Annotated in this window: 15 protein-coding genes; 8 read left to right on the top strand and 7 right to left on the bottom strand. The window is 61.6% G+C overall.

Going from position 1 to position 19220, the window contains the following annotated elements:
- Genes QZ460_RS08990 through QZ460_RS08980 form a run of 3 tightly spaced genes read right to left on the bottom strand, consistent with a single transcriptional unit; the run spans position 1 to position 3361 of the window.
- Positions 1 to 864 carry a Na(+)-translocating NADH:ubiquinone reductase subunit C gene (locus QZ460_RS08990; RefSeq protein WP_290541242.1) on the bottom strand — a complete coding sequence of 288 codons (864 nt, stop codon included), beginning with the start codon at positions 862 to 864 and terminating at the stop codon, positions 1 to 3.
- Between the two features lie 11 nt (positions 865 to 875).
- Positions 876 to 1985, bottom strand: a complete 1110-nt coding sequence (gene nqrB, locus QZ460_RS08985) for an NADH:ubiquinone reductase (Na(+)-transporting) subunit B (RefSeq protein WP_290541241.1) — start codon at positions 1983 to 1985, stop codon at positions 876 to 878.
- Between the two features lie 20 nt (positions 1986 to 2005).
- Entirely contained in the window at positions 2006 to 3361 is a 1356-nt protein-coding gene (locus QZ460_RS08980) for a Na(+)-translocating NADH-quinone reductase subunit A (RefSeq protein WP_290541240.1), read from the bottom strand.
- Between the two features lie 333 nt (positions 3362 to 3694).
- Between QZ460_RS08980 and QZ460_RS08975 the strand changes: the two genes are divergently transcribed.
- From QZ460_RS08975 to QZ460_RS08955, 5 genes are all read left to right on the top strand, one after another.
- Complete coding sequence (locus tag QZ460_RS08975) at positions 3695 to 4279, top strand: TatD family hydrolase (RefSeq protein ID WP_290541239.1); 585 nt, start codon at positions 3695 to 3697, stop codon at positions 4277 to 4279.
- Positions 4280 to 4452: 173 nt separating this feature from the next.
- A complete protein-coding gene (locus tag QZ460_RS08970; RefSeq protein ID WP_290541238.1) occupies positions 4453 to 5190 on the top strand; it encodes a tRNA threonylcarbamoyladenosine dehydratase in 738 nt (245 codons plus the stop codon).
- An 89-nt stretch (positions 5191 to 5279) separates the two neighbouring features.
- Positions 5280 to 6224: an NAD(P)-dependent oxidoreductase gene (locus tag QZ460_RS08965; RefSeq protein ID WP_290541237.1), complete on the top strand. Its 945-nt coding sequence runs from the start codon at positions 5280 to 5282 to the stop codon at positions 6222 to 6224.
- Positions 6225 to 6227: 3 nt separating this feature from the next.
- Positions 6228 to 7271 carry a glycosyltransferase family 2 protein gene (locus QZ460_RS08960; RefSeq protein WP_290541236.1) on the top strand — a complete coding sequence of 348 codons (1044 nt, stop codon included), beginning with the start codon at positions 6228 to 6230 and terminating at the stop codon, positions 7269 to 7271.
- Between the two features lie 3 nt (positions 7272 to 7274).
- Positions 7275 to 7766 carry a prolyl-tRNA synthetase associated domain-containing protein gene (locus tag QZ460_RS08955; RefSeq protein WP_290541235.1) on the top strand — a complete coding sequence of 164 codons (492 nt, stop codon included), beginning with the start codon at positions 7275 to 7277 and terminating at the stop codon, positions 7764 to 7766.
- A 52-nt stretch (positions 7767 to 7818) separates the two neighbouring features.
- Here the strand turns inward: QZ460_RS08955 and gpmI are convergent, their stop codons facing one another.
- Both gpmI and alaS read right to left on the bottom strand, forming a co-directional pair.
- Positions 7819 to 9345 (bottom strand): 2,3-bisphosphoglycerate-independent phosphoglycerate mutase, encoded by a 1527-nt coding sequence (gene gpmI / locus QZ460_RS08950; protein ID WP_290541234.1) that lies wholly within the window; start codon positions 9343 to 9345, stop codon positions 7819 to 7821.
- 234 nt (positions 9346 to 9579) lie between these two features.
- Positions 9580 to 12201, bottom strand: a complete 2622-nt coding sequence (gene alaS / locus QZ460_RS08945) for an alanine--tRNA ligase (protein WP_290541233.1) — start codon at positions 12199 to 12201, stop codon at positions 9580 to 9582.
- A 99-nt stretch (positions 12202 to 12300) separates the two neighbouring features.
- On the opposite strand from alaS, the gene QZ460_RS08940 reads away from it, so the two are divergent.
- From QZ460_RS08940 to QZ460_RS08930, 3 genes are all read left to right on the top strand, one after another.
- Positions 12301 to 13323 carry a M23 family metallopeptidase gene (locus QZ460_RS08940; protein WP_290541232.1) on the top strand — a complete coding sequence of 341 codons (1023 nt, stop codon included), beginning with the start codon at positions 12301 to 12303 and terminating at the stop codon, positions 13321 to 13323.
- Between the two features lies 1 nt (position 13324).
- Positions 13325 to 14275 carry a M23 family metallopeptidase gene (locus QZ460_RS08935; RefSeq protein ID WP_290541231.1) on the top strand — a complete coding sequence of 317 codons (951 nt, stop codon included), beginning with the start codon at positions 13325 to 13327 and terminating at the stop codon, positions 14273 to 14275.
- Positions 14276 to 14465: 190 nt separating this feature from the next.
- On the top strand, positions 14466 to 15095 hold the full coding sequence (locus tag QZ460_RS08930) for an HAD family phosphatase (RefSeq protein ID WP_290541230.1): 630 nt from the start codon (positions 14466 to 14468) through the stop codon (positions 15093 to 15095).
- A gap of 384 nt (positions 15096 to 15479) precedes the next feature.
- Here the strand turns inward: QZ460_RS08930 and QZ460_RS08925 are convergent, their stop codons facing one another.
- Both QZ460_RS08925 and QZ460_RS08920 read right to left on the bottom strand, forming a co-directional pair.
- Complete coding sequence (locus QZ460_RS08925) at positions 15480 to 18320, bottom strand: PD-(D/E)XK nuclease family protein (protein WP_290541229.1); 2841 nt, start codon at positions 18318 to 18320, stop codon at positions 15480 to 15482.
- Between the two features lie 124 nt (positions 18321 to 18444).
- Positions 18445 to 19146, bottom strand: coding sequence for a DUF2807 domain-containing protein (locus tag QZ460_RS08920; RefSeq protein WP_290541228.1), 702 nt, complete (start codon positions 19144 to 19146; stop codon positions 18445 to 18447).
- Positions 19147 to 19220: the final 74 nt, after the last annotated feature.

Raw genomic sequence — 19220 nt, 5'->3', positions numbered from 1 at the left:
TTACTCATTGTTTTCTACATTTTCTTCGTTAGACACTTCCCCTTCGGCCGGAGCGGCAGCGGCAGCTGCTGCGTTGCGCTTGGCCTCCAGCAGGGGCAGGTAGTTCTTCAGGCTGTCGAAGAGCATCGCCGTCACGCCGTCCGAGGTTTTCGTACCGCCCGAAATGGCATCCACCTCGTGTGCGGGATCTTTGGCGCCGCCCTTGCGGAGCGTCACCGAAACGAACTCGCTGCCGTCGAAGATCGTCTTGCCGACGAATTTGGCCTGATACTTGGGCGTCGCGATCTCGGCACCCAGACCCGGGGTCTCGCCCTTGTGGGCCATGATGATGCCGGCCAAGGTGTTCATGTCATTTTCGAGAGCCACATAGCCCCAGACGGGACCCCAGAGACCCATGCCGGTCACGGGAATGACCACGCGGCCGTCCCGGGCCTCGAAGATCGGGAATTTGCCCGCCTCGAAGGTTCCCGGCAGATCGTTGAGCAGCGCGAAGACATTCTCGCCTTCGATGCGGTGGCCCTCCCTGTCGACGACATAGGCATCGATGAACGCGTCGTAGGACTTGTCACCGGCCGAGAGCGACGCCAGGATGGCGAGTTTCTTCTCGTTGAGTTCGTTCTCGTACTGACGCTTCTGGAGTCCCAGTGCGGCCAGTGCGAGCAGCGTGGCCACGATGACGACCATCACCGTAGCATACATAATAATATAGGCATTGCCGTTCTTGTCGCTGAACAGGCCCTTTTTCTCCGACTTCAGCTCGGTGAATTCCGAGGCGGGAACTCCGCAGACGGGGCAGTTAGCGGGCGCGGCGTTTCCTTCGTGGATGTAGCCGCAGACGTTGCATTTGAATTTTTTCGTTGCCATAACAGTCTCCCCTATTTTGCGAGTTTGACACGTTTCCTGCGGCGCGAGATGTTGGCCTCGACCACATAGTAGTCGACCAGCGGCGCCAGCGCATTCATGAAGAGGATCGAAAGCATCATGCCCTCGGGATAGGCCGGGTTGACCACGCGGATCAGCACGGCCAGCGCTCCGGTCATCAGACCGACGATGTATTTACCCGTGTTGGTCTGTGCCGAAGTCACGGGATCGGTGGCCATGAAGACCGCGCCGAAGGCGAAGCCGCCGATGATCAGGTGATACCAGGCGGGATAGACCGTCACGCCGAGCGCCTGGAAGAGGTAGCCCATTGCCAGTCCGCCGACGAACACCGACACCATCGTGCGCCACGAGGCGATGCCCGTGAACAGGAGGATGGCGCCGCCCAGAAGAATGGCCAGCGTCGAAGTCTCGGCGAAGGATCCGGGGATGAAGCCCAGGAAGGCGTCCAGCGGCGAGAAGTTCATCGCCCCGGTCGATCCGAGCTGCTCGAGGGCCGTAGCGCCGGTGATGCCGTCGATCTTCGCGCCCATCATCGTCCAGTCGGAGTACCACACCGTTTCACCCGACATCGAAGGAGTGTAGGAGAAGAAGGCGAAGGCACGCGCCAGCAGCGCGGGGTTGAAGACGTTCATGCCCGTACCGCCGAAGACCTCCTTGCCGAAAATCACGGCGAAAGCCGTCGACAGGGCGACCATCCAGAGCGGCGTCGACACCGGGAAGATCATCGGGATCAGCAGACCCGTGACGAGGAAACCCTCGTTGACCTCGTGGCCGCGAGCCTGTGCGAATCCGAACTCTATGCCCAGACCCACAATGTAGGAGACGCAGACCATCGGCAGGATGCGGACCAGTCCGTAGAAGAAGGCCGAGAAGCCCTCGAGTCCGACCTGGATGCCCGTATTGTAACATCCGAACAGAAAAGCCGGCATCAGCGCCACGACGACCATGATCATCGTACGTTTCATGTCGTTGCAGTCGCGGATGTGCGCGCCTTTCGAGGTCGTGGTGTTGGGTACGAAGAGGAACGTCTCGAACGCGTCGAACGTCGACTCCAGAAAGCCCAGCTTGCCACCCTTGGAGAAGGTGGGCTTGATATTGTCCATGAATTTACGAAGTCCCATCTCTAAGCCTCCCTGATCATTAAGTTAATACCGTCGCGGATGATCTGCTGAATCTCGATCTTCGAGGGATCGACGAACTCGCACAGCGCGAAGTCCTCTTCGGTGACCTCGTAGATGCCGAGGTTCTCCATCCGATCGATGTCGCCCGCCAGACAGGCCTTCAGCAGATACATCGGATAAATGTCCATCGGCAGATACTGCTCGTAGAGCCCCGTCACGACGAACGGACGCTCGCCGCCGTTCATGTTGGTGTCGAGGTTGTAGGCCTTCTTCGGGCAGAGCCACGAAAAATAGGCGCGCGACACGGAGAACTTGCCCAGACGGGGCATCGCCCAGCCCAGCAGTTCGTACTTGTCGCCCTCGGGAATGGCGGTCAGCTGATTGGCGTAGAAGCCCATGAATCCGTCGTGTGCAGTCCGGGTGCCGGTGAGCACGTTGCCCGAGATGAAGCGGACGCTGTCGCCCTCCTTCTGCGGTTTCACGTTGCCCTTGACCAGCGAGTCGACCTTCGCGCCGCCCACCATGCGGACGTACTGCGGATGCTCGATCTCCGAACCGGCCACGGCGATGATCTTCGTCATGTCGACACGGCCTTCGTTGAACAGGCGGCCGATGATGGCCAGATCCTGGATGTTGACCGTCCACACCACTTCGCCCTTGTTCACCGGGTCCACGTGGTGGATCTGCACGCCGACATTGCCGACCGGGTGCTTGCCCGCAAAGGCGTGCAATTCGGCACCCTGGAGCGAGGGCATCAACCCTTCGGCCTTGGCGCGCACTGAGAGATGCACCTTGCCCGGAGTGAGCTTGCGCATCACGTCGATACCCGTCTGGAGGTTCTTCTGCTCGGCCTTCAGCACGAAATTGTAATCCGGGGCCAGAGGTGCGGAGTCGAAGGCGGAGATGAAGACCGCTTTCGGCGTGTCGCTGGGATCGGCGATGATGCCGTAAGGGCGCTGCACGATCATCGGCCAGAGACCCGACCGCAGCAGCAGGGAGACGATCTGCTCGCGCGAAGCCGACCCCAAATCGGTCTTCGGAAACTCCTCGTACTCCTGGGTGGCGTCGGGAGTCACCGTCACGGAGAGGACCTTGCGCTTCTCTCCGCGGTTGACGGCGGCCACCGTACCACTGACGGGCGACGTGAAGAGCACGCTTTCGTTGTACTTGTTGAAGAACAACGGCGTACCGGCCTTCACCCGATCGCCCTCCTTAACCAGCAGTTTGGGTGTCACGCCCTCGAAATCGAGGGGCGATAGGGCATACTCCGAAGCCTGCGGTGCATCCGCGAGCGACTCCAGGGCTTTGCCCACCAGATTGATGTCTAAACCCTTGCGTAGTGTAATGATTTTCGACATGGTTAATGATTTTGATTGTTATGTTTGGAATTTAAGTTCGGCTGTTAGTAAGCTAACAATTAATTCGCGTGCGAAAGTACGAAATTTTTCCCGAAATTCCCCATGACCAGCCCATTATTTCTTAAATTTAATTAAAATTCGGGGCATCCTCTTTCGGGGTAAAAGAAAAACGCCACAAACGCTTCCGATGTGAAAGCACCCCGAGTAAATCCAGGACGGAGACCGTCTCCGGAAAACATCCCGCACCGCACCGTCGGACGCCCGGTGCGAAGGGCAAAAATTTGGCTCCAAATTCGCAATGCTTCCGCTAAAATTCCTACATTTGCAATTCGGATGCTCCCTTACGTCAACATACACACCCATCGCCCGACCGGTTCGGGGATCGAACTCCGCACGGCGGGCGTGCACCCGTGGAATGCCGCAACACACGACGCCGCAACACTCGGCCAGCGCTTGGACGGGGCGCAGGCCGTGGGCGAAACAGGACTCGATTTCGTGCGCGGCGCCGACCGTGCGGCTCAGCTGTCCGCACTGCGGATCCAGCTGCGGCTGGCCCGCGAGCGGGGGCTTCCGGTGGTGCTCCACTGCGTCAGGGCCTTCGAGCCGCTGATGCGCGAACTGGCGGCCTCGGAACCCCGGGCCGTGATTTTCCACGGATTCATCGGCTCGCCCGAGCAGGCGCGTCAGGCCCTGGCCAAAGGCTACTGCCTCTCGTTCGGCGAGCGCACCTTCGCATCGCCCAAGACCCTTGCGGCGCTGCGCGAGACACCGCTCGCACAGCTCTTTCTGGAGACCGACGACAGTCCCGTGTCCATTGCGGAAATCTACGCCCGGGCGGCGGTGGCAAGAGGCGTTCCGGAGGAGGAGCTGCAACGCGGAATTTTAGATAACTACAACCGAATATTCACCGACGGATGAAACCGTCCGTTCTCCGGGAGCGCCGCAGGCCCTCGCCCGCCCGAGGGAGCCGAAAATGACGGATCGGAATGAAGTACGCCGAACGAGACCAACGAGGCAGACGAGAGGAATGCAGCAAACACGCCGGACGTGAAGGAGCAGAGCGAACGAAGAACGACAAACAACAGGAACAAATGGAAACACAGACACATAACTGGCTGGAAAGAACCGAGTTGCTGCTCGGAGGCGAGAAATTGGAGCGGCTGCGCCAGGCCCACGTGCTCGTGGTCGGGCTGGGCGGCGTGGGGGCCTATGCCGCGGAGATGATCGCCCGGGCGGGTGTGGGGCGCATGACCATTGCCGATGCCGACACGGTGAACACAAGCAATATCAACCGCCAGCTGGTGGCCCTCCACTCGACCGTCGGCCGTCCGAAGGCCGAGGTGCTGGCCGAACGCCTGCGCGACATCAACCCCGAAATCGAGCTCACGGTGGTCAACAAATACATCAAGGACGAGGAGACCTATATCCTATTGGACGCCGCGCGCTACGACTACGTGGTCGACGCCATCGACACCCTCTCGCCCAAACTGGCGCTGATCGCCGCCTCGCTGGAACGCGGACTGCCGCTCGTCAGCTCGATGGGCGCCGGAGCCAAGACCGACCCCACCCAGCTCGCGATCGCCGACATCGCCAAGACCCACCACTGCCCGCTGGCCCACATGCTGCGCAAGCGGCTGCACAAAATCGGCATCCGCCGGGGATTTCGGGCCGTATTCTCGCCCGAACCGATGCGCGAAGGGGCCATGATCCTCTGTGAGGAGCAGAACAAGAAGTCGAACGTCGGGACGATCTCCTACATCCCCGCGCTGTTCGGAATCGGATGCGCATCGGTGGTCATCCGCGGCCTGATCGGAGAACTGGAGGGCTAAACACCCCCTTTCAAGGGCGGCGGGACCGCTCCGCATGTGGAGACCCGAGTCCGCGCTGCCGAACGCAACTTACAAAAAACACGAAGAATATGCAACCGAACATCGTATTTCTGGACGAGTACAGCCTCGGAGAGGCCGACCTCGGATCCATACGCGCGCTGGGCAACTACACGGGTTACCGGACCACGACCCGCGAGGAGATCGTCGACCGCTGCCGCGAAGCCGACGTGGTGATCACCAACAAGGTGGCTTTCCGCCGCGAAATCCTGCGCCAGTTGCCCCGCCTGCGGCTGATCTGCGTGGCGGCGACGGGCATGAACCACATTGATCTCGACGCTGCGGCCGAGCAGGGCGTCACGGTGAAGAATGCCGTGGGCTACTCGACCCATGCCGTGACGGAGACCACCATCGGCGCGGCCATCGGCCTGCTGCGACAGAATGTCTACTACGACCGCTACACCAAGACCTCCTATGCGGGATCGCCCCTGCAATACCACTTCGGGCGCACGACCCACCAGCTCTACGGTTCGAACTGGGGCATTGTCGGGCTGGGCAACATCGGCCGCAACGTCGCCCGCGTGGCCGAGGCTCTGGGATGCCGCATCGCCTACAGCTCCACTTCGGGCGTCGTGCGCGAGGAAGCCTATCCCGAAAAGCCGCTCGACGAACTGCTCCGATGGGCCGACGTGGTCTCGATCCACGCCCCGCTGAACGACCGCACGCGCAACCTGATCGGCGCACGCGAACTGGCGCTGATGAAACCTTCGGCCATCCTGATCAACGTGGCGCGCGGCAGCATCGTCGACGAGGCGGCGCTGGCTGCGGCTCTCGACGCCGGAAAACTGGCCGGAGCGGGGCTCGACGTTTTCGCACACGAGCCCCTCGACACGGGCAATCCCCTGCTCTCGATCCGCGAACCGGACCGCCTGCTGCTCTCGCCCCACAACGCCTGGTCGCCCGTCGAGGCGATCGAACAACTCGTGGCGTGCATCGTACGAAACATTCAGGATTTCTACACCCCTCAAAACCGATAACCGATGTCCCAGCCCAACCTCACGGTCGTAATCCCGGTCCACAATGCCGCGCCCTACCTCGGAGCATGCGTCGAGAGCCTGCTGGCCCAGAGCTACAGCGATTTCGAGCTCCTCCTGGTCGAAAACAACTCGTCGGACGATTCGCAGGAGCGCTGTATCCGCTATGCCGCGGAATATCCCGAACGGATCCGGACCCTGGTGCTTCCCGAAGCATCGGTCTCGGCAGCCCGCAATGCGGGCATCGACAACGCCCGCGGACGCTTCATCACCTTCATGGACGCCGACGACTGGGCCGAAAAGGAGTTTTTGGCCGAATTTTTCCGCGATTCGGCTCCGGGGCCCGAAACAATAGTCATGCAGGGCATATTGCTCGACTTTTCGGAGGCCGAGCCGTCGGAGCCGAACCGGGCAATGTTCAGCTACGCCGACAGGACCTTCACCATCGGTGACGACACTGCACCAGCCATGGCACAGCAATTTCTGCAGGACGGATGCAGTGTCTGCAAGCTCTACCACACGGAAACGCTCCGCCGTCTCGGAATTCGCTTCATCGAGCATCTCTACTCCCGCGAAGACCACCTCTTCTTCTTCACCTGCATCAGCCGGATGCGGTCCGTAATCTGGCGCAGCGGCCTCTACATGCACTACATGCGCCGCGGGCTGAATACGCTCAGCACACGCCCCATGCCGGCCGGCGAACTCATCGATGCCGCCGAGCGGCTCGACCGCTTCATACCGCAGCTGGCCGAACGCTTCGCCATCACGGACAGAGCCTACCTCTTCGCCCTGCGCCAAAGCCTGGTTCGCGACACGCTGCTCCGGGCTGCAAACAACATCCGCTTCGGCGAGCGTCGGAGCGTTCTCGGAGCGATCGCCGCCCGCCCGGAGCTGTTCGGTGCGGAGACGTACACACCCCGCTGGCATCCGCTGTTGAAGCGTCCTCTGCTCGACCGCATTCTGAAGGGAACGGAGAGTGCGACACTCCTCTTCCTGCGAATCGCACTGCGCAGAGCGTCGTTGCGCCTGCGCGGACATTTCAACGCCTGAATCATGGACCGCAAACAACCCGTTTTCGACTTTCTCGACGCCCGCGGCATCCGCTACGAATGGTACGAACACCCCGAGGCCCCGACCATCGAAATAGCCCGCCAATGGTGGCGCAACGACGGTTCGAAACACTGCAAGAACCTCTTCTTCCGCAACCACAAGGGCAACCGCCACTACCTTGTGTGTTTCGATTCGGAACGCTCGCTGGCCATCCGCGACCTCGAAACCCGCCTTCACCAGGGAAAGCTGACGTTCGCCTCGCCCGAACGCATGGAGCGCTGGCTGGGACTCCAGCCCGGTTCGGTGTCGCCCTTCGGGCTGATCAACGATCGGGACAACCACGTCCACCTGTTCCTCGACATCAACCTGCGCCACTACCCCGCCTACTCGTTCCACCCCAACGACAACCGCGCAACGGTGGTCATCCCGCAGGAGGAGTTTCTGAAATACCTCGCCGCAGTCGGCAACTCCTACGAATTCATAGAACTTTACTAAATCGAAAAACCCCGGCCTTTGAGCCGGGGTTTTTGCAATGCAGGGAGTTCGGTTATTTCAACGTGACGAGTGCCTCTCCGGTCATTTCGGCAGGCTGCTCCAGCCCCATCAGCTTCAGCACCGTGGGAGCCACGTCGGCCAGAATGCCGCTGCGGACCGACTTCACGCGGTCCGACACCACCACGATGGGAACCGGATTGAGCGAGTGCGCCGTATTGGGCGTACCGTCGGCATTGACAGCGTTGTCGGCATTGCCGTGGTCGGCGATCATCACCACCTCGTAACCGTTGGCCCGGGCGGCCTCCACAACCTCGGAGACACACTTGTCGACAGCCTTCACGGCCTTCACGATCGCCTCATAGACGCCCGTATGGCCCACCATGTCGCCGTTGGCGAAGTTCAGGCAGATGAAGTCGAATTTCTTCTCGCCCAGTGCGGCAACCAGTTTTTCAGCCACTTCCGGAGCCGACATTTCGGGCTGGAGGTCATAGGTCGCCACCTTGGGCGATGCGACGAGGATGCGCTCCTCGCCCTCGAACTTCTCCTCGCGGCCTCCGTTCAGGAAGAACGTCACATGGGCGTATTTCTCGGTCTCGGCGATGCGCAGCTGGCGGAGCCCCTGCTTCGAAACCCACTCGCCGATGGTGTCGGGCACGTTCTCCTTGTCGAAAAGGATGTGCAGGCCCGTGAACTTGGCGTCGTAGGGAGTCATGCAGCAGTAGTAGAGCGGCATGGTGTGCATTCCCTCGGCGGGCATATCCTCCTGCGTCAGCACGATGGTGAGCTCCTTGGCGCGGTCGTTGCGGTAGTTGAAGAAGATCACCAGGTCGTTCGGACGGATCATGCCGACAGGCTGTCCGTTCTCGTCGACGCGCACGACGGGCTTGATGAACTCGTCCGTCACGCCCTCGTCGTAGGATTTCTGGACTGCGTCGACCATGTCCGACGCCTTCTCTCCGATACCGTTCACCAGCGCGTCATAAGCGATTTTCACACGCTCCCAGCGCTTGTCGCGGTCCATGGCATAGTAACGGCCGATGACCGTAGCCACCTTGCCCGTCGATGCGGCCATGTGCTTCTCGAGGTCGGCAACGAAGCCCTTGCCGCTGCGCGGGTCGGTGTCGCGGCCGTCCATGAAGCAGTGCACGAACGTATTTTCGATCTTGTATTCGGCGGCGATGTCGCAGAGTTTGAAGAGATGCTCCAGCGACGAGTGCACGCCGCCGTCCGACACGAGGCCCATGAAATGCACGTTCACGCCCTTCTCGCGGGCATATTCGAATGCGGCTTTCACCTCCGGATTCTGCAGGATCGAATTGTCGCGGCAGGCGCGGTTGATCTTCACGAGATCCTGATAAACGACGCGGCCGGCGCCGATATTGAGGTGGCCCACCTCCGAGTTACCCATCTGTCCTTCGGGCAGACCGACGTTCTCACCATCGGTGCGCAGTTCGGCGTGGGGGTATTTTTCGGTCATGGCCGAAATATATTCGGGATGCACGGTCGAAATGACATCCGCCTTGTCGTGACGGCCATTTCCCCAGCCGTCGAGGATCATAAGTAATACCTTGTTGTTCATAGCTTATCCTATTCTAATTCATACTCGTTTCGTTGTCTGCGGACGCTGCCGTCACGGCCTTCGCCCGCGTTTGCAAACCGCTCCGGCTCCAACTTCCGGCCCCGGCTCCAATTTTCGGCCCCGGCTCCAATTTTCGGCCCCGGGTCTCAACCCCTGCCGCGGGTCCAAATTCCAGTCTCAGCACCACAATCCGGCCCCGGATCAAAACTCCGGCCCCGGCGAGGGCCGCAGCAATCAGTTTACCTGGGCTGCGATCAGCTCCACGGCCTTGTCGATGGCCGCCTGCAGTCCGTCGGGATTTTTACCTCCGGCCGTCGCGAAGAAGGCCTGTCCGCCTCCGCCGCCCTGCATCAGCTTCGCAGCCTCGCGCACAACGGCTCCGGCATTCACGCCACAAGCCGCGATCTCATCGCCCAGCATCACCGTCAGCGTCGGTTTTCCCTCCCAGAGGGAGCCCACGACGAAGACCAGCTTCGGCGAGCGCTGGCGCAGGTTGTAGGCCAGGTCCTTCACGAAGTCGGGACGACGGTCGGTCTGCGTGGCGAAAAGCTGCATGCCGTTACGCTCGGGGGTCGATGCGGCGATCTTGTCGGCCCATTGGGCGACCTGCTCGCGACGCATCGCCTCGACCTCCTTCGAGAGGCTCTCGTTGCTTTCGAGCATCTTCTTCACGGCCTGCACGACCTGCGGGTTATTGAGGTATTCGGCGATATTGCGCATCGTGTCCTCGGCGGCATAAAGCACCTTCTCGGCCTGCTCGCCCGTGACAGCCTCGATACGGCGCACGCCGGCCGAAATGGCGCTCTCCGAGAGGATCTTGAAGAAACCGATAGTGCCCGTGGCTCGGGTGTGCGTACCGCCGCACAGCTCGACCGACGTACCGAAGCGGACCATGCGGACCTTGTCGCCGTACTTCTCGCCGAAGAGCATCATCGCTCCGCACTTCTCGGCCTCCTCCTTCGTCGCCTCGCGGTTCTCCTCGAGGGGGTAGTTGGCGCGGATGGCCCGGTTGACGAGCTGCTCCACCTTGCGCAGCTCCTCGGACGTCACCTTCTGAAAATGCGAGAAGTCGAAACGCAGGATTTCGGGCGTCACCAGCGAACCCTTCTGCTCGACGTGCGTGCCGAGCACCTTGCGCAGCGCCTCGTGCATGAGGTGCGTGGCGGTGTGGTTGTTGGCCGCAGCCTGCCGCTTTTCGGGGTCCACCAGGGCCGTAAATTCGGCCTCGGGGTTCTCCGGCAGCTGGTTCACGATATGGATGATCAGGCCGTTCTCCTTCTCGGTGGCCACAACCGGGATGCGCTCGTTGGCGCTCTCGATCGAACCGATGTCACCGACCTGACCGCCCGAATTGCCGTAGAAGGGCGTGCGGTCGAAGACCAGCTGGTACGACGTCTTGCCCTTCGACGTAACGCGGCGGTAGCGTGCGATGCGGACCTTCTCGGTCAGCGTGTCGTAACCCGTGAAGAGGCTCTCGCGGAGGGGGAACAGCTCCACCCAGTCGTCGGTATCGACGGCGGCGGCATTGCGCGACCGCTCCTTCTGGGCCTGCAGTTCCTTTTCGAATGCGGCGAGGTCCACGCCGACGCCCTGTTCGCGGGCGATCAGCTCCGTGAGGTCAATCGGGAAGCCGAACGTATCGTAGAGTTCGAAGGCATCCTTGCCCGAAATAAGCTCCTTGCCTTCGCCTTTGGTTCTGGAGATCACGCCGTCCAGCAGGTTGATACCCGTGGCCAGCGTTCGCAGGAACGAGGACTCCTCCTCCTCGATCACTTTTTCGATCAGTCCCTGCTGGGCCTTCAGTTCGGGGAACTGGCCGCCCATCTGCCCGACCAGCCCGGGGACCAGACGGCAGAGCGTCGGATCGGTGAAGCCGAGGTAGGTGTAGCCGTAGCGCACGGCGCGGCGCAGGATGCGGCGGATGACATAGCCCGCCTTGACGTTCGAGGGCAGCTGTCCGTCGGCGATCGAGAAGGCGATGGCGCGCAGGTGGTCGGCGATCACACGCATGGCCACGTCGGCCTTCGGCTCCTCGCCGTATTTCTTGCCCGACAGCTCGGCGATGCGGCCGATCGTGGGCTGGAAAACGTCGGTATCGTAGTTCGACTTCTTGCCCTGAAGAATCATGCAGAGGCGCTCGAAGCCCATACCCGTGTCGACGTTGCGCGCGGGAAGTTCCTCCAGCGAACCGTTTGCCTTGCGGTTGAACTGCATGAAAACGAGGTTCCAGATCTCGATCACCTGCGGATGGCCGGCATTGACCATCTCGCGACCCGGTTTTGCGGCGATCTCCGCCTCGTCGCGCAAGTCGAAGTGGATCTCCGAGCAGGGTCCGCAAGGTCCCGTCTCGCCCATCTCCCAGAAGTTATCGTGCTTGTTGCCGCGGATGATGTGGTCCGCAGGCAGGAAGCGGAGCCAGTAGTCGTAAGCCTCCTGATCGAACGGCACACCGTCCTCCTCCGAACCTTCGAACACCGTGGCGTACATCCGCTCGGCGGGCAGCCCGTAGACATCGTGGAGCAGCTCCCAGGCCCACTCGATCGCCTCCTTCTTGAAGTAATCGCCATAGGACCAGTTGCCCAGCATCTCGAACATCGTATGGTGGTAGGTATCGTGGCCGACCTCCTCCAGGTCGTTGTGCTTGCCCGAAACGCGCAGGCACTTCTGCGTATCGGCCGCACGCGGATACTTGCGGGGCACATTGCCCAGGAAGATATCCTTGAACTGGTTCATACCTGCATTGGTGAACATCAGCGTGGGGTCGCCCTTGACGACCATCGGGGCCGAAGGCACGATAGCATGTCCTTTCGACTCGAAGAAGTCGAGAAAGGCCTGACGAATTTTATTTGACTCCATGATATATTGATTTATCCTGTTTTTACGTTCTTGATTTCGGGTTGCAAAATTACACATTTTAAACTAAATTTGCATCCTATTAAAGGAGATTTTTCCGCGATGGGCGAAAAAGGACACAGATTCGGGAGCGAAACACTTCGGACCGGTGCAGAGGAGCTGACGCACGAGGCGCAGCTGCTCACACACGGCGTGATGACGGCTCCGTTCCGGCTCCGGACCTACCGCCTGATCCGCAAAATCCTGATCGGATTCATCTTCGTGTCGATCGCCAACGTCCTCTTCTCCTACTTCTTCTACACCCCCAAGATGTACCGCATCCTGCGCGACAACCGCGAGCTGGTGATCAAATACCGCATCCTCCAGGACCGCATCCGCAGCGCCCAGCAGCACGTCGACGAAATACGCCACCGCGACAACTACGTCTACCGCTCGCTCTTCTCGACCGACACGCTCTCGATCCCGGGCGTGTGGCAGCCCTACCCCGAAGCCAAATACGCTCCGCTTGCCGCCGACGACTACGCCCCGCTGATGATCGGCACATGGCGGCAGCTGGACGCCCTGGCCCGGACGATCTACCTCGAATCGGTGTCGTTCGACGAGTTGCAGCAGTTCTCGAGGAACAAGGAGCGGCTTTCGGCGGCCGTCCCGGCCATCTGGCCCATCGACCGCTCGGCGCTGCACAACAACCACATCGGCGCCTTCAGCACACGCCGCATGCACCCCGTGCTGGGCTACATCCGCCCCCACACGGGCGTCGACTTCGGCTGCGACCGCGGCACTCCGGTCTATGCCACGGGCGACGCCGTGGTCGAGATCGCCGCCGACAAGGGCTTCAACGGCGGCTATGGCAAGCAGGTGCTGCTCAACCACGAATTCGGATACAAGACGCGCTACGCCCATCTGAACGAAGTGCTTGTGAAACCCGGCGAGCGCGTCACGCGCGGCCAGATCATCGCCAAAACGGGCAACACGGGGCGTTCGACGGGCCCCCACCTCCACTACGAGGTGATCCACAAGGGCGTGCCCGTCAACCCGATCAACTATTTCAACCGCAACATGACTTCCGAGGAGTACGAACGCCTGATGGAGAACATGCGCGAGACCAACTTCGAAAAGCTTTGACATGGCTGGCAAAAAGGATTTAGAGCGTCTGCGCAGGCGCAAACGGCGCAAGCAACGGATCATCCGCGCCACGGTCCACCTCTTCGTGTGGCTGGGGATGGCGGTGCTCTACTACGTGGGCTTCTCGATCTTCTTCGACACGCCGTTCGAATACCAGATGAAGCATTCGACCGACCGTCTGCAGCGCGAATATGCCGTGCTGTCGGCCCGCTACGACTCGCTGGCAACCGTCCTGGGGAACCTCTCGGAACGCGACCGCAACGTCTTCCGCATCCTCTTCGAGTCGGAGCCTTACGATTTCGACTCGGAGCACGAACAGCGGCAGAGTTCGACCTACGAAAAGATTGTGGGACGCTCGACGCGCCAGCTTAAACGCGAACTGCGCGAGCGGGTGAACAAGATGGAACAGCAGCTCGAAAGACTCAACGCCTCGTACCTCGACCTGCAGGCACGCATCGACACGGCGGGCCGCAGGTGCGACAACATCCCCTCGATCCAGCCCGTGATCAACAAGCAGCTGACGCTGCTGACAACCTCCTACGGCATGCGCATCCACCCCTTCTACAAGACGCTGCAATCGCATCAGGGCGTGGATTACTCCGTCCCCGAGGGTTCGCGTGTCTTCGCCACGGCCGACGGTGTGGTGCGCGATGCGACGCAGCGCAACGCTACGCAGGGGCAGACCGTGGTGATCGACCACGGCAACGGCTACGAAACCTCGTACAGCCACCTCTCCAAGATCAACGTCCGCAAGGGCCAGAGCGTGCGGCGGGGCGACATCATCGCCCTCTCGGGCGACACGGGTCTTTCGCTGGCGCCCCACCTCCACTACGAAGTGCGGCTCGACGGCATGCGCGTCGACCCGATCCACTATTTCTTCATGGAGCTGACCCCTGCCGAGTACCAACGCCTGATGCGCATCGCCCGGACCGGCATGCAGTCGTTCGACTAATCCCCGGAGCATGGCCAACAATCAGAGAACGGATTTCGGCAGCATTCCCGAGCCTTTTTCCAGCGGCAAACTACCCCGCCGGGGCATCCGGGAGATCCGAGTCATCCGGCGCATCGAAGCCGTCCGGAGCACCCGGCGGCATATTCGCACCATGCAGAGTTACCAACCGACGACCGACAAATAATCCGCCATGCAAATACGCCTGCTCCTTTTGGATTTCGACGGCACGCTGGCCGATACCCGGCGGGCCAACACGCTCTCCTACGTGGCAGCCCTCGCCGAAGCGGGCTACACCCTCTCCGAGGAGGAATACGCCGCCAATTACTTCGGAATGCGGTGCAACGAGTTTCTCACACGCTTCGGAATCGCCGACCCCGCCGAGCGCGAACGGCTGCGTCTGCGCAAAATCGCCCTCTACCCCACGTTTTTCGACACCGTGCGGCTCAACGAGCCCCTGTGGAACTTCTGCCAACAGTTCCGTGCCGGCGGCGGCCGTGTGTGGGTGGTCTCGACGGGCAGCCGGGCCAACATCGACAACGTGATGCGCCATCTGGGAATCGGCGGCCCCGCAACAGGGGACGAGAGATCCGTCACAGGGCCCCATGCCGACGAAGAAGGCCCCGCAGCACCGCTGGGCCGTGTCGACGGCATCCTCTCGGGCGCCGATGTGGAGCATCCGAAGCCCGCTCCGGATTGTTTTCTGGAGGCCATGCGCCGCGAAGGCTGTACACCGCGCCAGACGCTGATCTTCGAAGACTCGCCGATCGGCATCGAGGCGGCACGCCGCAGCGGCGCATCCTATTTCGTAGTGAAACTCTGACTCCCGACTGCTCCCGATAACGCCCGGCCGCACCCGCCGGCTCCGGGCCAACTCCAGCTGTTCCCGACTGCTTCCATCGGCTCCGGACCAGTCCCAGCAGAGCCCGACCGTTCCCGACAAGGCCCCAACTACTCCCGGCCGCCCGCGACAGACCCTGACAAGACCCGACAGTTCCGCCGGCTCCGAACCACTCCGGACAGTCCCGAAAGCTCCCCCGGCAACAGCCGACCACAGCCCAAAAGGCCTCTCCGGCAACAGCCGACCACCGTCCGAAACGCCTCCCGATAACAGCCAACAGCCGCCCGAAGGGTCATCCGAAAGGCCGTCCGAAAGGCTGTCCGAAAAACCTTCTGAAAAGCCGTCCGAAAGGCCGCAGGCGCAAAGCTACCGCTTGCAAATCACGTTGAAATCGCAGAACTTGCAGGTGTCGGCGTCCTCACACTGGCGGAAGGGAACCGCCGGATCGTAGAGTTCCGCCAGTGTTTCGCCCACCAACTCCTCGAAGCGTTCGGCATAGAGCGTGTAACGCCCGCCGCGGATGCCCGTCTGCTTGTCGTCGAGCGTCGGCAGGTAGTCGGGACGGTTCATCGCCCGCACGTAGTAGAGCGCGGGTTCGGCATCAACGCCGCGCGTATGGTAGAGCATCATGGCATAGAGCAGGGTCTGGACGATGTTCGAAAGCCGCTGTTTGCCCTCACCGCGGAAAAGGCTCTCCACCCCGGCGAACTCCAGATGCGGCGCCCCGGTCTTGTAGTCCACCACACGCAGCGTTCCGTCATCCAGCACATCGATGCGGTCGGCAATGCCGGCGAACTTCACGGCCTGCGCCCGGCCCTGCGCCCGGAACGGGAACGAATAGGCCACATCCTGCTCCAGCCCCGTGACCGTGAAGCCATCGTGCGCCGCATCGTAGGGCATCACCCCGCCCCGCAGGTAGCGCGTAACGATATCTTTGACCAACAGCAGGTTGCCCGTATAGTCGTCGGTCGTGGCCTCGGGATCCTGCAAATAATTCTCGTTGATCGACGCCTCGACCGCCGCGGCGATCTCTCCCGTGCGGATCATCGCCCGCAGGGTCTCGCCGGGGTGCGCCTCACCCACGATCCGGGCATAGAGTTTCTGCACCGCGGCATGGAGAATCGTACCGAACATCGGGGCGTCGACCTCCTCGGCGATCTCGTCGTCGGTCTGCAGCCGCGCCACGGAGTGAAAATAGAACCGCAGGGGGCAGGCCACATAGCGGAAGAAAGCCGTCGGCGAGAGCGAGGCCTTCGATTCAGGATCGGTGAAGCGCCCAAGACGCCGCATGATTCCCTCGTCCTTCGCCACCTCGATCGGATCAGTCTCGGCAAGGTTGACATCCACCCCCACCTCGACCTTGCGAACCGGGAATCCACTCTCGTAGTCGAGCTGGTAGATGTAGCGGCTCGGTTCGCCGGTCGATTTGTCGTCGGCGTGCGAGCAGTAGAGCATCCACACCCGCCGGGCGCGCTGCACGAGGCGATAGAAATAGTAGGCATAGACCCCTTCGTGATGTTCGGGCGTAGGCAGTCCGTAGGCCGCCCGCAGGTTGTAGGGCACGAACGACGCCTGCGCCATGTGGTTGCCCGGGAAGTTGTCGTCGTTCATCGAGAGCAGGACGACGTTTTCGAAATCGAGGTTGCGGGTTTCGAGGATCCCCATGACCTGAAGCCCTTCGAGCGGCTCGCCTTCGTAGGGGATGCGCACGGTCTGCAAATGGCGGCGCAGCAGCGAGGTGTAAACCTCCGTCGTCAATTCGATGTCGCACTGATCCAGCGAATTGCACAATTTGGAAATCTCCTCCGAAATCACGGCCAGAAACTCCACCCGCTGACGCCTGTCATCGCCCTCGTAGGGCGTCCGGGCCACGGCGGCTACGACCCGCAGCAGCCAGTCGGAGAGTTCGCGCCACGCGGCGGCGGGCGAAAAGATCATCCGCAGCAGGTCGTTGCGCCCCAGCCATGCGGCGTCAACCGAGATGCGCCGTTCACGCACGATCTCGTCCTGCATGGCGCGGGTCTCGCGGAGGTCGCTGTCGGCAACGTAGGGATGCGCGAGAATGCCCACGACGTCAGCATGGTAGAACGTGCAGCCGGCACCCTTCGTGCGGCGGTGGGCCTGCAGCTCCACGAGGCGTTCGATAAAGGTGTAGGCCAGGCTGGCACGCAGCGGATAGCCCATCGTGACGTTGACCTTCCCGATCTCGGGCGGCAGGGCATAGAGCAGCGGCAGGAGCAGGTTTTCGTCGGTCAGCACCACGGCGGTACGCTTGTCCAGCGGCCCCCGGGCGGCCAGTTCCCGCAGGATTGCGGCGGCATGCTTGCACTGCACGGCATTCGACACAGCGGCCACGGCGGTCAACTCCTTCGGGCGCTCCATGTTGTCATGCGACACCTCTCCGCTCGGCGGGAACTGCACGACATTCTCGCGCACGAACATCCCGGCCTCCTGCTCGGGGCGGTCCTTGTAGTAGGAATCGTAATCCCAGTAGAAATCGGTCTCGGCAGCCGTCGAGAGGAATCGAAACAGCTGTTTTTCGCACTCCGACAGGGCGTTGAATCCCACCACGACATAGCGCCGTGCCTCGGCGAAGGCATATCCCCCACCGCGGATGCGGTCGGCGGCGGCCCGCTGGACCATGCCGTTGTAGGCGATGCCCAGTTCGGAGAGCCGTTCGCGGAAGCGGGCGTAAACCGGCCCCAGGGTCTTCCAGATTGCCAGGAAGCGGCGCTTCTCCTCCGAGAGGTCGGTCTCGTCGGCGAGTGTCGACCAGAAGCGCAGGATCTGCAGCTGCGCGGGCGTAAGGTACGAAATATCGGCCTCGAGTTCCTTGATCTCCGAGATGTTGCGGAACAGCATCGCGGCGTCGATCCGGTATTTGTCGATGGTGTCGAAATCCGTCAAGAGCATGTCGCCCCAGAAATAGAACTTGTCGAACGGCTCGGCGTGGTATTCCGAGTAGATTTTATAGAGTTCGGTGATCAGCCGCACGCGGTCCCCGGTGCGGAGCCCCGAGATCTCGGTCGTCAGGTCGTCGACCGTAACCCACTGCGGCTGCCACATCGGGCGCCCGGCGATCTGCGCCAGGGCATCGACAAAGAACAGCCGCGCACGACGCGACGGAAAGAGGATCGCCCTTTCGGAAAGCCCTTCGCCGTAGCGTTCGTAAAGGTCGCGGGCGACTTCGGATAGGAAAGTTTTCATAGCGAGACCAACAAGCCCCTGCCCGGGGCGGAGATTCGGGGGATGAGCGGAACGACCGGCGCGGCCGGAAGCCGCAAACAGCACCCCGGCAACGGCTCAACGCCCCGCCGGAGCGCCAGAAACCTTACTCCAGACGGGTTATGTCGCCACCCATGAACTTCGCGCCGCTGCGCACGATCGACGGAGACCCCTTGTAGGTGATCTTGCCCCCAGTCGAGGTTTTGCCCAGGAAACGGTCGGTCACCCACAGTGCGGCCATACCCGAGCTGGAGACATTGACCTCGGCGGCCATCACCTCCAGAGCTGCGGCGTCGAGTTTTCCGGTCGAGACGAACAGCGAGAGATAGCGCACCGCACCCGTCAGCGTCGCCGAGCTCTTGCCCGTAAGCTCCATTTTCAGATCCTTGACATCCATCCGAGCCTTCACCTGCGCCATGCCGCCCACGGTCAGGTCGAGGACCGTGGCCACCAGCGTGCTGTCGAACGTCGCCACGGCGTCGGCAATGGCGATGCGCTCCAGCGAGTTGTAATAAACCGTCACCGACGTACGTTCGGGCCGGCGGGCATCGGAGCGCTCCGTGATGTGCAGGACCTTGTCCTTCACCTCGGCGCGGAATTTGGTCGTATAGGAACCTTTGGTGTCGTAGATGATCTTGGGGGCTTCAGTATCGGGTACCTGCACGAATTTGACGTCGAGCGGCGCCGACACCTCGACGGCCGTAAACGACGTGAGCCATTCGCGGTGTTCCCCGCTTTCGGCGGGCTGCTGCGCCCGACAGAGCACTGCGGCGGCCAGCATCACGGCCGTCAGAATCATTTTCTTCATATCAAGATCTTGTTTTAGCTCCGCTAAATTACAAAATTATTGCGAAGTTCGGGATTTGTTTTGTATTTTTACCC

This window comes from Alistipes sp., assembly GCF_020026455.1.
GTDB lineage: Bacteria > Bacteroidota > Bacteroidia > Bacteroidales > Rikenellaceae > Alistipes.
The sequence above is the reverse complement of the archived record's forward strand: the minus strand, read 5'-3'. Positions and strand labels throughout refer to the sequence as shown.

Bases quoted from the DNA above. Each gene is read 5' to 3' on its own strand.
- QZ460_RS08955 (WP_290541235.1), top strand. From the start codon at position 7,275: ATGGACCGCAAACAACCCGTTTTCGACTTTCTCGACGCCCGCGGCATC.
- QZ460_RS08935 (WP_290541231.1), top strand. From the start codon at position 13,325: ATGGCTGGCAAAAAGGATTTAGAGCGTCTGCGCAGGCGCAAACGGCGC.
- QZ460_RS08925 (WP_290541229.1), bottom strand. From the start codon at position 18,320: ATGAAAACTTTCCTATCCGAAGTCGCCCGCGACCTTTACGAACGCTAC.
- alaS (WP_290541233.1), bottom strand. From the start codon at position 12,201: ATGGAGTCAAATAAAATTCGTCAGGCCTTTCTCGACTTCTTCGAGTCG.
- QZ460_RS08940 (WP_290541232.1), top strand. From the start codon at position 12,301: ATGGGCGAAAAAGGACACAGATTCGGGAGCGAAACACTTCGGACCGGT.
- QZ460_RS08975 (WP_290541239.1), top strand. From the start codon at position 3,695: ATGCTCCCTTACGTCAACATACACACCCATCGCCCGACCGGTTCGGGG.
- gpmI (WP_290541234.1), bottom strand. From the start codon at position 9,345: ATGAACAACAAGGTATTACTTATGATCCTCGACGGCTGGGGAAATGGC.
- QZ460_RS08970 (WP_290541238.1), top strand. From the start codon at position 4,453: ATGGAAACACAGACACATAACTGGCTGGAAAGAACCGAGTTGCTGCTC.
- QZ460_RS08920 (WP_290541228.1), bottom strand. From the start codon at position 19,146: ATGAAGAAAATGATTCTGACGGCCGTGATGCTGGCCGCCGCAGTGCTC.
- QZ460_RS08980 (WP_290541240.1), bottom strand. From the start codon at position 3,361: ATGTCGAAAATCATTACACTACGCAAGGGTTTAGACATCAATCTGGTG.
- QZ460_RS08990 (WP_290541242.1), bottom strand. From the start codon at position 864: ATGGCAACGAAAAAATTCAAATGCAACGTCTGCGGCTACATCCACGAA.
- QZ460_RS08930 (WP_290541230.1), top strand. From the start codon at position 14,466: ATGCAAATACGCCTGCTCCTTTTGGATTTCGACGGCACGCTGGCCGAT.
- QZ460_RS08965 (WP_290541237.1), top strand. From the start codon at position 5,280: ATGCAACCGAACATCGTATTTCTGGACGAGTACAGCCTCGGAGAGGCC.
- QZ460_RS08960 (WP_290541236.1), top strand. From the start codon at position 6,228: ATGTCCCAGCCCAACCTCACGGTCGTAATCCCGGTCCACAATGCCGCG.
- nqrB (WP_290541241.1), bottom strand. From the start codon at position 1,985: ATGGACAATATCAAGCCCACCTTCTCCAAGGGTGGCAAGCTGGGCTTT.